At 37.9% G+C, this 12,237-nt stretch carries 11 protein-coding genes, 1 pseudogene and 1 riboswitch; of the genes and pseudogenes, 8 read left to right on the forward strand and 4 right to left on the reverse strand.

Going from position 1 to position 12,237, the window contains the following annotated elements; all coding sequences use genetic code 11:
• Positions 1-221 precede the first annotated feature (221 nt).
• The gene (locus tag V7266_RS20890; RefSeq protein WP_335470563.1) at positions 222-770 is read right to left on the reverse strand and encodes a GNAT family N-acetyltransferase; all 549 of its coding nucleotides are present in this window, start codon (positions 768-770) and stop codon (positions 222-224) included.
• Between the two features lie 116 nt (positions 771-886).
• The gene (locus V7266_RS20895) at positions 887-2,041 is read right to left on the reverse strand and encodes a histidine kinase N-terminal domain-containing protein (protein ID WP_335470564.1); all 1,155 of its coding nucleotides are present in this window, start codon (positions 2,039-2,041) and stop codon (positions 887-889) included.
• A gap of 198 nt (positions 2,042-2,239) precedes the next feature.
• Positions 2,240-2,348: riboswitch (TPP riboswitch) on the forward strand.
• 112 nt (positions 2,349-2,460) lie between these two features.
• Between V7266_RS20895 and thiT the strand changes: the two genes are divergently transcribed.
• The 7 genes and pseudogenes from thiT (at position 2,461) to fumC (ending at position 10,163) form a co-directional block, all read left to right on the forward strand.
• On the forward strand, positions 2,461-3,051 hold the full coding sequence (gene thiT, locus V7266_RS20900) for an energy-coupled thiamine transporter ThiT (RefSeq protein WP_335470566.1): 591 nt from the start codon (positions 2,461-2,463) through the stop codon (positions 3,049-3,051).
• Positions 3,052-3,251: 200 nt separating this feature from the next.
• Positions 3,252-3,476 carry a FeoA family protein gene (locus tag V7266_RS20905; RefSeq protein WP_335470567.1) on the forward strand — a complete coding sequence of 75 codons (225 nt, stop codon included), beginning with the start codon at positions 3,252-3,254 and terminating at the stop codon, positions 3,474-3,476.
• Positions 3,476-5,479: a ferrous iron transport protein B gene (gene feoB, locus V7266_RS20910; protein ID WP_335470568.1), complete on the forward strand. Its 2,004-nt coding sequence runs from the start codon at positions 3,476-3,478 to the stop codon at positions 5,477-5,479. The genes V7266_RS20905 and feoB overlap by 1 nt, the downstream gene beginning before the upstream one ends.
• A 25-nt stretch (positions 5,480-5,504) precedes the next feature.
• Positions 5,505-5,660 (forward strand): FeoB-associated Cys-rich membrane protein, encoded by a 156-nt coding sequence (locus tag V7266_RS20915; protein ID WP_335470569.1) that lies wholly within the window; start codon positions 5,505-5,507, stop codon positions 5,658-5,660.
• Between the two features lie 142 nt (positions 5,661-5,802).
• Positions 5,803-6,258 carry a helix-turn-helix transcriptional regulator gene (locus V7266_RS20920; protein ID WP_335470570.1) on the forward strand — a complete coding sequence of 152 codons (456 nt, stop codon included), beginning with the start codon at positions 5,803-5,805 and terminating at the stop codon, positions 6,256-6,258.
• Positions 6,259-6,344: 86 nt separating this feature from the next.
• Positions 6,345-8,427, forward strand: a pseudogene (locus tag V7266_RS20930) (transglycosylase domain-containing protein).
• Between the two features lie 311 nt (positions 8,428-8,738).
• The gene (gene fumC, locus V7266_RS20935) at positions 8,739-10,163 is read left to right on the forward strand and encodes a class II fumarate hydratase (RefSeq protein WP_420491469.1); all 1,425 of its coding nucleotides are present in this window, start codon (positions 8,739-8,741) and stop codon (positions 10,161-10,163) included.
• A gap of 75 nt (positions 10,164-10,238) precedes the next feature.
• Here the strand turns inward: fumC and V7266_RS20940 are convergent, their stop codons facing one another.
• Positions 10,239-10,445 carry an alpha/beta-type small acid-soluble spore protein gene (locus tag V7266_RS20940; RefSeq protein ID WP_098529737.1) on the reverse strand — a complete coding sequence of 69 codons (207 nt, stop codon included), beginning with the start codon at positions 10,443-10,445 and terminating at the stop codon, positions 10,239-10,241.
• Between the two features lie 362 nt (positions 10,446-10,807).
• Here V7266_RS20940 and V7266_RS20945 point away from each other — a divergent pair, with 362 nt between their 5' ends.
• On the forward strand, positions 10,808-11,005 hold the full coding sequence (locus V7266_RS20945) for a hypothetical protein (RefSeq protein ID WP_420491470.1): 198 nt from the start codon (positions 10,808-10,810) through the stop codon (positions 11,003-11,005).
• Positions 11,006-11,045: 40 nt separating this feature from the next.
• Here the strand turns inward: V7266_RS20945 and V7266_RS20950 are convergent, their stop codons facing one another.
• Positions 11,046-12,158: an ABC transporter ATP-binding protein gene (locus V7266_RS20950; RefSeq protein ID WP_335470576.1), complete on the reverse strand. Its 1,113-nt coding sequence runs from the start codon at positions 12,156-12,158 to the stop codon at positions 11,046-11,048.
• Positions 12,159-12,237: the final 79 nt, after the last annotated feature.

A 12,237-nucleotide genomic window follows, 5' to 3' on the forward strand; every position in this document is an offset into this window, starting at 1 on the left:
ATTTCCGCTCCAGGCACTCGCTTTCCGCGGGGAGGCTCCCCGGCACGCCCGCGGAAAGCGAAGTGCCTGGAGCGCCAATCAACAGACATGTTTCAAAGCCAAAACTAATAATGTTTTAATGAATTAATACGGTGAACTTCTAAAGGGTATAAATAAAATAAAAGGCTATCGAAAGTTTTTCGACAGCCTGAGCAGCCATGTGGCTGCTTATTCATACATATTTAACGCATAGGATTCCAATCCCGAGCCAGCATGCTATAAATAATCAGGTCATGAAAATGACCATTTAAATGTTCCCCATCCCGTACGGTTCCTTCCATAACAAACTTCAGCCGCTCAGGGATGGCCCGGCTTTTAATATTTTTTACCCCGCAGCGAATTTCAATCCGGTTTAAACGTAATTGGAAAAAGCAATAATTTAGCAGCGCTTTGACAGATCTAGTAATAATACCATGACCTTCAGCTTTCTTACTTAAATAATAACCAATACTCGCCATACTGTTATACCAATCAATTTGGTGCAAGCCTAAGGATCCAACAAGCTCCCCGCGATAAAGAATCCCCACATTAAGACCGTTGTTTTCCGCAAATTGATTAAGCCATACGGGGATAACAGATTCAACGTGATACGGGGAGGTCATACTATCCACCCATGGCATCCATTCCCGCAAATGTTCACGATTCTCCTCGATGAGTTGGAAGAGCGTTATTGCGTGATGCCGTTCGAACAATTGAAGCTCAATTTCATGATCGACTTTTAATGTAAACATAGGCCTATTCTCCTGAAGATGATGATTTTGGTACATCATATGCGCAGACAGGCCGGAAGGGGAGATGAATTTAAAAAGAAAAAATCCCTGCTTATTAAAAGTGGGATTAAATGTTCCTATAAGTTATTTTCCTGCTCTTTACTTTGGTCTGAAGCTACTGGCAAATAAATAGAAAAGGTTGTTTTGTCCTCTGAAGAGTTACAACTTAATTTTCCTTTATGTTTTTCGATAATTTCTTTACAAACAAACAAGCCGAGCCCAGTCCCTAGTTTTTTTGTAGTGAAAAACGGCTCAAAAATGGTTTTATGCAATTCCGTTGGAATGACGGGGCCATTATTAGAAATACTGATTTTAATGGTTGTATCGTCTTCCAATGAACTGTTGATCTCAATGGTCGGATTTGCAACCTCATGATGATTCAAAACATCGATGGCATTGAAAATAATATTAATAAAGACTTGCCTAATTTCATCTGCATAGCCATTCAATGTACATTCGCCGTTTAACTGATTTTGAATTTTAACTTTCCCATCTAGGATACTTGGGTAGAGAAAATTTAAAACCTCATCAATTAGGTGATTTAATCTAAAGTAAACCTTCTCTTTGCCAATAAGTTCTTTTTTCGAAAGTAACAAGAACTGTGAGATACGGAAATTAAGCTGATCCAATTCACTTGAAATAATATCTAAATATCTCATATTAGGATAATCAGCTTTTAGTAATTGAATAAATCCTTGAACCGATGTAAGTGGGTTTCTAAATTCATGAATAAAGCTCGAGGTCATTTGTCCGAGAAGAGTTAAACGATCTTGGTGGGTTGAATCAATAAACATCGTCTTTTCTTCAATAATTTTATTTTTTGCTTCTGAATAATGGGATACGGCAAAATATAAAAATTTATCAAAACAAAAATTAATATCATTAATAGATTTCTGTAATTCGGACCATGTAAGTCCTGTCTTGCTTAAATAGCTATATAAAATGGTCCTGCCTATATTGACATTGTAAACAAAATCACCAATATTAATGTCTGCCATAACCCTTTCCTCTGATATGGAAATGGCGATCTTTTCAATAATTTTCAATAATTCTTCCTTAGATAAGGTATGCATCGTTAAAATGACCTCTAATAGTGCTTCCCCGTTTTCCCGTATTTTACCTTTAAAGGGATCACCATGATAAATCATGATTGCATTTTCCCATTCTTGTACTAACTGATTTTTGTTATTAGCAAAAAAGGCGACTAAATCGGTTTGTTCTCCCGTGAACATGTTGTTTCCCCCTAATGATTTTAACCAAACTGATTACCATGATAATTCGCTGACGAATGTAAAAATCCTTTATGAAATTTCAGGAAAAAATTTTTTTCAGTAAAATGTTGTAAAATTTATTAAATTCATCGGTTATCTACCACAAATATCTTGTTTAATGAAGGAAAGAGTAGTATATTTTCTTTGGATATAATTGAATACTTCCACAGGGGGAGCTGTTTTCTGGGCGGCTGAGAGTGAACGTAAGAGTTCTGACCCTATGAACCTGTTAGTTAACACTAGCGTAGGGATGTGGTCTGCCAATAAGAAAGCAATTCAGACATTCCTTGTTCTGGATTGCTTTTTCTTTTTGTTAATGGCGCCATATAGCCTTTAGGAAGAAATCAAGAACATCCTATTAGATAAAGGGGGAATCATTGGTGAATCAAACAAGAAGAAATACTTTATTTATTGCAGAAGTTGCAGTATTTACTGCACTTGCTTATTTATTAGATTTTGTGGCGGGAATTGTATCTTTAAAAATATGGCCGCAGGGGGGTTCGATCTCCATTGCGATGGTGCCGATATTTCTAGTTGCCTATCGCTGGGGGATAAAAGGCGGACTTTTAACAGGCTTTTTATTAGGTTTTCTTCAGTTTGTTCTAGGATTTTCCCAAGTTTATACGATTGTACAAGGGATTATTGATTACTTTATTGCTTTTTCAGTAGTCGGGTTCTCAGGAGTTTTTGCTTCTGTTACTAAAAAAGCAATTGATGATCAGAACAAAGGTAAATGGATGTCATACGTAATTAGTGGGGCATTTTTGGGAAGTGCACTAAGGTATATTTGTCATGTGATTTCTGGGATTGTCTTTTTTGGTGAGTATGCTCCAAAGGGTCAGCCGGTAGCTATATATTCTTTACTATATAATGGAACCTACATGCTGCCTAATTTCATTATTAGTGCGATTTTCACAATTGTATTAATTAGTGCTCTTCCTAAGAAAATGATTTTGCAAAAAGGTCTTTAATATATACAAAAAAGGAAAGGATTTAATCATCCTTTCCAAGGCTGTCACACCTAGGCAGCCTTTTATTTTTGTCTCACTTATGATTTTCAGAATATTTTTTCGAACTTTTGTCAAATTTATTATGCTTATTAACTCTAAAAAGTGATAAAATACAATTAGAAAGATAATCATTCTCAATTAAAACAGATAGGGTGATATACATGTTTGCTTCTTTAAAAGCAGGAGATAAAGGAAAAATAATTGATCTATCTCATGTTGGTCACCTCGTTCAAAGACGCTTACTTGATTTAGGCATTACTGAAGGATCAGAAGTCTGTGTAAAATGTGTAATGCCATTTGGCGGACCGATTATGATTGAGTCATGCGGCCAATGTGTTGGGATCCGCCGGAGAGAAGCCGTTCAGATTGAAGTGGAGAGAATATAATGGAAATCGCTCTAATCGGAAATCCGAATACAGGAAAAACTTCATTGTTTAATAACCTTACAGGTTCCTATGAGTATGTTGGCAATTGGAGCGGTGTAACGGTTGAAAAAAAAATCGGAGTTTTCAAGAATAATATTGGACAATTAATAGATTTACCTGGAGTATATACTCTTAATCCTTTATCAAAGGATGAGGGGGTTGTAACCTCGTTCTTTTTGAATGAATCAGTTGATCGGTTATTGAATATTTTGGATGCATCACAATTAGAACGAAATTTACATTTAACACTGCAATTGCTGGAGTTTGAGAAGCCTGCTCTTATCGGTTTAAATATGATTGATGTTGCAAATAAACGCGGAATTCATGTAGACGCTCAGAAGCTGGCCCAATTACTAGGCGTTCCGGTTGTACCTGTCGTGGCTCGAAGCGGAAAAGGGTGTGACAAGCTTGTAGATGTAATCTCTACAAAATCCATCCAGCCTGCTAATAAGCACCTAGTTTATTATGGTAAAGAGGTAGAAGAGGCAATTACGGCGATTACCGGCGAAATTAGTGGGAAGACCAGTCATTCGATTCGTTTTCTTGCTATTCAATATTTTGAGGGAAATCAATATGTTCAAAACTATGTTAACAGTATTGCCAATCCTCAAAGAATAAATGATATAGTGAGAAATTTGGAAAACAAGCTTCAAGCACGGTTGGATGGAAAGTCACTCTCCAATTTTATTTACTTAAAACGAAAAGAAGTGATTGAAAAAATCGTTGCCGAAGTAGCAAGCAAAAGTGACTCGGTAATTCCACTGTCTGAAAAAATTGATAGCATTGTAACGAATCGCTTTCTTGGAATGCCCATCTTTTTGCTGCTCATGTATTTCATGTTTATGCTTACATTTGATTGGCTGGGCACTCCTTTATCAGATGTGCTCGATTCCTTATTAACGGGACCTGTTACGGCCGGGTTTGAGGCAGTCTTAAGTGCTATCCATGCTTCAGATTTTATTCATGACCTAATTATTGAAGGATTAGTAGCTGGGGTTGGCGGCGTACTAGTGTTTGTACCGCAAATCTTTATCCTGTTCTTCTTTATTTCTTTATTAGAAGACTCTGGTTACATGGCGCGAGTAGCCCTTGTAATGGACCGTATAATGGAATCAGTAGGATTAAATGGTAAAGCGTTTATCCCAATGATGATTGGTTTTGGCTGTAATGTTCCTGGGATTATGGCAGCTAGAACGATTGAAACTCCTAGGGAAAGACTATTAACTATACTTTTAACACCATTAATGTCTTGCTCAGCACGTTTACCGGTATACGCCTTATTTGTAGGAGCTTTCTTTGCAGGTCATAAGGCATTCGTTGTCCTTAGCCTATACGTATTGGGAATTGTGGTGGCATTGACATTAGCCAAAATATTTTCTAAAACTCTCCTAAAATCTGAAACATCTCTATTTGTTATAGAACTTCCTCCATACAGGCTTCCACAGTTTCAATCTTTATGGAGAAGTACTTGGGATAAAGGGAAAGGATTTGTGAGGAAGGCAGGAACATTTATTTTTGCCGGTTCTGTCTTTATCTGGCTCTTATCCTATGCAGGTCCTAATGGCCTTAAAGTTGATATGGACCATAGCTATTTAGCGTCTGTTGGTAATATCATCGCTCCTATTTTTGACCCGATTGGCTTTGGAACCTGGCAGGCATCTGCTTCCTTGATTACAGGTTTCCTGGCTAAAGAAGCAATTATTTCAACGATGAATATTATTTACTTTGTTCCAAAGGATGCAAGTCTGCAAGGGTTATTAGCTAATTATTATACACCGCTGGCAGCCTATAGTTTCATGGTCTTTATCTTATTGTATATTCCTTGTCTAGCAACGACGGCAACGATTTATAAGGAAACCGGTTCTAAAAAATGGACTGCCTTTTCCATGATTTATGCATTCGTTATTGCTTATGTTTTATCCTTGATCATTTACCAAGGTGGAAAGTTGGTTGGATTGATTTAAAATCTTGAAGGGGTGGGTGGATCCAATGATTGCGAGTATAATAATCGGTGTGGCTATTTTTGGATATGCAGGATTTGCATTAGTGAAATTCATTAATAAATCCAAAAAGGGAAAATGCGCTGCCTGTGATTTGAAAAATTCATGTTCCAGTCAATGCGGGATCCCGCCCAAAAATGCGTAAGCGTCCTGGAGCTGGATAATTATTAAATATCAAGTACTTAAAACTGCTATTATGGAATGTAGCAGTTTTTTTTCTTGAAATTTGAATAGTCCTATAAACTTGTGTAAAATTACACTAGAAGAAATTGAAGGAAGGGCTAACTGTGACCAGGGATGAAATTATTATGCAGGTTTCTGAGAAGCTTCGTCTTATAAGGACAGAAGCAGGTTATACCCAGGATAAGATGGCAGATATTATTGGTATCTCGAAGAAAACCCTTGTACAAATTGAAAAAGGGAGGGTTTTAGCTGGCTGGTCGACGGTTGTTTCCATTTGTGCCCTTTTTCGAGAAACGGAAACGGTCCAATTTTTATTTGGAAATGAACCTCTTGAGGTATTAGAAACCGTAGCTCTAAACGGAATCGATCTTCGTAAAACAAAAACCCTCGGAGGAAGAGTTTGGTGGAGGGGAATCTCGCAAAAAAACGGCTTTATCCTTCAACAAAATATATTAAGCAAGCATTTTCGGATATTAGATCATCAAAACTATCGAATTTTTTCAAGCTTCGATGAAAAGCTTTCAAGACACCGCTTTAAAGAACTAGCAAAAAGTGAATAATAAAAGCGAAAAAAGATGAGGCCTCGGCCCATCTTTTTTTTGTAGTCATGTTTTTTTTCAGGATTATTATAAACACTAATAGCGGAATGATATGTATACCTGTTAAAAGATTACAGCAAAAGGATGTCCTCATAGTGATATTTACAGAAAAAGTAATCGGCCTTTTTAAGCAGCTGAGGAAGTGGCATTTGTTTCAAGTGATTTTCTTGTTGATATTGATTCTAGTGTTAGTCTTTTTCGGTCTTCTTTCTTATTTCTCAAAGGATGCAGATATTTCAGGCTTAAAGAATAATCTGTCTCAGCCGACTGTTTTTTATGATGTAAGTGGAAAAATCGCCAGCAAGGTATCTGCTAATAAGAATGAAGGAGTTCCAATCAAAGTAGTACCGGATTCATTGAAGAATGCCATTATTGCGATTGAAGATCATCGATTTTACCAGCATAATGGAGTTGATTTAATCGGAACTTCGCGTGCACTGTTTCGTGACCTAAAGGCAGGAGGGATGGTTGAAGGAGGCAGCACGATTACGCAGCAATTAACGAAAAATACGATTCTTACATCAGAAAAAGACTCTAAAAAGAAAGATACAAGAGGTATTTTTAGCCATTGCTGTTGAACGAAAGTATTCTAAACAGGAAATTCTTCAAATGTATGTGAATCAAATTTACTTTGGTAATGGGGCCTATGGTATTAAACAAGCGGCTAGCAAATATTTTGCGAAAGATGTACAGGATTTATCAGTAAGTGAATCTGCCCTGCTTGCCGGGTTAATTAAGGCGCCATCCGCCCTTAATCCTTATAAGCATATGGAAAAGGCAACCGCAAGACGCAATCTAGTCTTGTCCGAGATGAAGAAGCAAGGTTTTATCGATAATGGGCAATATCAGCAGGCTAAAGTGGAAAAGATTGTCTTAGATGATAAGGGAGGCGATCCATTTCGCGGAAAATACCCTTATTACGTCGATCAAGTATTAGATGAGGCCATAAAAAAATATGGTTTTACTCAGGATGAATTATTAACTGGCGGCTTTCAAATTTATACGGAACTGGATCCAAAAATGCAAACAGTAATGGAAACAACCTATCAAGATAGCTCCCTTTTTCCTAAAAGTACGGATCGCCTTGTCCAAAGCGGCGGTGTGCTACTTGATCCAAAAACAGGCGGGGTCAGGGCCATTGTTGGCGGCAGGGGGAAGCATACCTTTAGAGGCTATAACCGTGCTTCCCAATTAAAAGCACAGCCAGGCTCTTCGTTTAAGCCAATAGCGGTATATACACCAGCTTTAGAGGAAGGCTGGAAAATTACCGATATGCTAAAGGATAAACCAATGAAATTTGGATCTTATCAGCCAAGTAATTATGACCATCAGTATGCAGGTGAGGTCCCTATGTATGAAGCAGTAAAGGAATCAAAAAATGTTGCTGCTGTGTGGCTCTTAAATGAATTAGGAATTGAAAAGGGAATTGATGCTGCTAAGCGATTTGGGATTCCTTTGGATAAAGAGGATGATAATCTATCAATGGCTCTGGGCGGCCTGCATAAAGGGGTATCACCCTTACATATGGCCGAGGCATTTTCTGTTTTTCCTAATAAAGGCAGTCGAATTAAAGCGCATGTTATTAAAAAAATCGTTGATTCAGAGGGGAATACAGTCGCCGAGTGGAAGGAAAAAAAGGTGAGAGTAACATCAAAAGCTGTAACCGACAATATGACGACTATGCTTCTTGGTGTAGTGGAAGAAGGAACAGGTAAAGCAGCACAAATCCCCGGCAGGGAAACAGCGGGGAAGACTGGTTCCACTCAAGTACCAATAAAAGGAATAAACGGCTTGAAGGATCAATGGTTTGTCGGTTATACACCTCAGTTAGTTGGTGCAATCTGGGTTGGCTATGATAAAACAGATGCTGACCATTTTATTACCCCAGCTAGCGGTACTGGTTCAGCTGTTATTTTTCGCACGATCATGAAAGAGGCATTAAAGGGCACCTCGATCAAAAGATTTAATGTTCCTCATATCGCTCCATTGATTGAAAAACGGAAAAAAGAAGAAGAAAAAAGAAATTTTCAAGAGCATTTCAACAATGAAGTTCAAAAGTGGGAGGACAGGTGGAATAAACAGATCGAGAGGTGGAATAAAAAGTGGTGGAATAAAAGAAAAGAGCCTTAAGACCAAAGAGGTACGGGAAGAAGATCCTGTACCTCTTTTCTCACCTAAAAATAACAAAAAAGTTTTATCTAAAAGCCAGAAGGTGTAATTTTTATCACTTGCTGAATCTCTTCTTTGTGATATTTTATAGTCAAAATTAAAGGGTGGGATGTATATGTCAGAATACTCCGTAATACTAGAGATTGGCAGTTTTTTGATTCTTTCTTATTTTATTGGATATACACTCATTAAATCTTAGACTGCAGACATTTGTCTGTAGTCTTTTTAATTTAACAAAAGATACCGGTGCGATGTTAATAAATTAGGTAACAATGGATATATATATTGAAGTAGTCAAAAATGTGAGGTGGAAGGATTTGGACAAATTTAGAATTGAGAAGGATACGCTAGGTGAAATTCAAGTTCCCGAAGATAAATATTGGGGAGCTCAGACACAGCGGAGCAGAGAAAATTTTAAAATTGGTGAAGAAAGAATGCCGATTGAAGTTATCTATGGGTTGGCATTCATTAAAAAAGCTGCGGCGATTGTTAATTCAAAATTAGGAAAGCTTAATGATGCTAAAATGAGAACCATCGTAAAGGTATGTAATGAGATACATAATGGGGATTATGATCAACATTTTCCATTACTTGTTTGGCAAACCGGCAGTGGTACCCAATCTAATATGAATGTCAATGAAGTCATCGCCAATCGAGCAAACCAAAAATTTGTTGATATGGGAAGTGCAGAAAGAATTCATCCAAATGATGATGTTAATATGTCTCAAAGTTCGAATGATACTTTCCCAACTGCTATGCATATGGCAGCTTATATGGAAATTAATAGTCACTTAATCCCAGTGATTTTAGAACTGAAAAATACGCTACAAGACAAAGAGAAGGCTTTTGCTGACATTGTCAAAATTGGCAGAACTCATTTACAGGATGCAACCCCGCTTACCCTTGGCCAGGAAATCAGCGGCTGGAGGGCGATGCTTGAAAAAGATGTACAGATGATTAAGGAAGCTAGCCAGCATTTATTGAATTTGGCAATAGGAGGAACAGCGGTAGGGACAGGCATTAATGCCCATCCGCAATTCGGACAAATGATGGCTGAGGAACTTGGCAAGATAACGGGATATCCCTTTAAATCTTCAGATAATAAATTTCATGCCTTAACCAGTCATGATGAAATTGTCCATGTCCATGGCGCATTAAAAGCATTAGCGGCGGATTTAATGAAAATGGCTAATGATATCCGCTGGCTTGCAAGTGGCCCACGCAGTGGAATAGGAGAGATTAGGATTCCAGCAAATGAACCGGGAAGTTCCATTATGCCGGGAAAAGTTAATCCAACACAGAGTGAGGCCTTGACGATGGTCGCCTGCCAGGTTTTTGGGAATGATACTGCGATTAGTTTTGCTGCCAGCCAAGGCAATTTTGAGTTAAATGTTTTTAAACCAGTTATTATTTATAATCTCATTCAGTCAATAAGGCTTCTTAGCGACGGGATCCGCTCCTTTAATGAAAATTGCGCAATAGGGATTGAAGCGAACGGAGAAAAGATTAAAAATAATGTGGAGCGGTCGTTAATGTTAGTTACAGCGCTTAATCCACATATCGGCTATGAAAAAGCAGCAGAAATTGCTAAGCTTGCCTTCAAAGAAAATAGTACCCTAAAAGAAGCAGCACTTAAAACGGGTTACGTTACAGAAGAACAATTTTCTAAGTGGATCCAGCCTGAAAAGATGGTGTAACAGTGAAAGCCCCCTCCGTTAATAGGAGGGGGCTAAGCCATATTATTTAATTTGTACAATAAAGTTTGTTAAAGATTAGCGTTGGAATCCGCCGCCAAGTTGAGATTCTGCCATAGCTACAAGACGCTTAGTAATTTCTCCTCCGACAGAGCCGTTTGCACGTGAAGTAGTATCTGCACCAAGATTTACGCCAAACTCTTGAGCAATTTCATACTTCATTTGGTTAAGTGCTTGTTCTACGCCTGGTACTAAAAGTTGATTAGAGTTGTTGTTACTTGCCATAGTTGAATAACACTCCTCTTATTAATTTTGGGGTCAGTATGGAATTGAACCATAATATTGCCACCTGGCCTAACCCATATTATCACTGGTGTTGATAAAGAATATTAGTAATTGGAGATGGTTGGATGATCCGGAGTTGCACCGGATACTACCCTTGGTTGGTTTCATCCATCGGTGTAATTGTTGCTTTGTAATCTTTATTATGATTAATTTTTTGAGTTCTATTCAAAAAAAACAATTAGAAATTTATTCCATTACATATGAAGTTTAAGTTAACACAAACTAACATTATCTTATAAATAAAAGGGTGAGGAATTTTGGCAATATGCCCGGTATGTAATGGGTTAAGGGAAGTCTATTTAATGTGTACGAATTGCGGAGAACCTATGTTGGAAGCGGGGAGGCTCATTGATTTTTATGATGATTACAGCCCCTATATGGAAATTGATTTAATGAAGCTTGAAGATGGATACCCAGATACGAATTCAGGTCATAAGTGCCCGCACCTGTATAAATGCCCTGCCTGTCATCATGATGAAGTGATTTTTATAAAAGAATAACCCCGTTACCTTAAATAACGGGGCCGATTCTCCATACTATTTATCTTTCATTAACTGTTCTAATACGAGATTCCGTATCAGCATCAAAGAAATGTGCTTTATTTAAGTCAAAAGCAAGTTCAACCGTATCACCAGGATGAACATCAGCACGTGAATCTAAACGGGCAACGAAGTCCTGGCCTCCGAAACTAGAGTAAACCATCAATTCAGCACCAGTTAACTCGGCAACATCGATTTTCGCATTAATTTTTGTTCCGGCAGATGCCTCGATAAAGACAGGCTCATCATGAATATCTTCTGGACGTACGCCAAGGATTATTTCTTTGCCAACATAACCTTGTTCACGAAGGAATTTCATTTTTCCTTCAGGAACAGCAACGGAAACATTGCCAATTGAGAATTTTCCATCTTGTAATTTACCATTAAAGAAGTTCATCGCAGGAGAACCGATGAAGCCGCCAACAAAGACATTCTCAGGCTTTTCATAAACTTCTTTAGGTGAACCAACTTGTTGGATAACACCGTCTTTCATTACAACTAAACGAGTAGCCATTGTCATAGCTTCTGTTTGGTCATGTGTAACATAGATAGTTGTCGTATCTAGGCGGCGGTGAAGTTTAGCAATCTCCGCACGCATCGCAACACGAAGCTTCGCATCCAGGTTTGATAATGGCTCGTCCATTAAGAATACTTTTGCGTCACGAACAATCGCACGGCCTAGGGCAACACGCTGACGCTGACCACCTGAAAGTGCTTTTGGCTTACGAGTTAAATAAGCTTCTAAGCCAAGGATTTTTGCAGCTTCTTTCACACGACGATCAATTTCATCTTTTGGAAATTTACGTAATTTTAATCCAAATGCCATGTTATCATATACAGTCATGTGCGGATATAAAGCGTAGTTTTGGAATACCATCGCGATATCACGATCTTTTGGAGCTACATCGTTCACTCTTTTTCCATCGATGTAAAAATCTCCTTTTGAAATATCTTCAAGTCCGGCAATCATTCGAAGTGTTGTAGATTTACCACAGCCTGATGGACCAACGAATACGATAAATTCCTTATCTTCGATATGCAAATTGAAGTCCTGTACAGCCGTTACTTTATTATCGTAAATTTTATAAATATGATCTAATTTTAATTCAGCCATTTTTTTCTTCCTCCCTGTGTAAGTTGTATCTTTAGTTTACAGGGAATGAAAACATTTACATATAGACAGGTTGCACAAA

The sequence above is a fragment of the Neobacillus drentensis genome (assembly GCF_036965645.1).
Lineage (GTDB): Bacteria > Bacillota > Bacilli > Bacillales > Cytobacillaceae > Neobacillus > Neobacillus drentensis_D.

Bases quoted from the DNA above. Each gene is read 5' to 3' on its own strand.
- V7266_RS20905 (WP_335470567.1), top strand. From the start codon at position 3,252: ATGTTTGCTTCTTTAAAAGCAGGAGATAAAGGAAAAATAATTGATCTA.
- V7266_RS20950 (WP_335470576.1), bottom strand. From the start codon at position 12,158: ATGGCTGAATTAAAATTAGATCATATTTATAAAATTTACGATAATAAA.
- fumC (WP_420491469.1), top strand. From the start codon at position 8,739: ATGGATATATATATTGAAGTAGTCAAAAATGTGAGGTGGAAGGATTTG.
- V7266_RS20940 (WP_098529737.1), bottom strand. From the start codon at position 10,445: ATGGCAAGTAACAACAACTCTAATCAACTTTTAGTACCAGGCGTAGAA.
- V7266_RS20915 (WP_335470569.1), top strand. From the start codon at position 5,505: ATGATTGCGAGTATAATAATCGGTGTGGCTATTTTTGGATATGCAGGA.
- V7266_RS20895 (WP_335470564.1), bottom strand. From the start codon at position 2,041: ATGTTCACGGGAGAACAAACCGATTTAGTCGCCTTTTTTGCTAATAAC.
- V7266_RS20945 (WP_420491470.1), top strand. From the start codon at position 10,808: ATGTGTACGAATTGCGGAGAACCTATGTTGGAAGCGGGGAGGCTCATT.
- V7266_RS20890 (WP_335470563.1), bottom strand. From the start codon at position 770: ATGTTTACATTAAAAGTCGATCATGAAATTGAGCTTCAATTGTTCGAA.
- feoB (WP_335470568.1), top strand. From the start codon at position 3,476: ATGGAAATCGCTCTAATCGGAAATCCGAATACAGGAAAAACTTCATTG.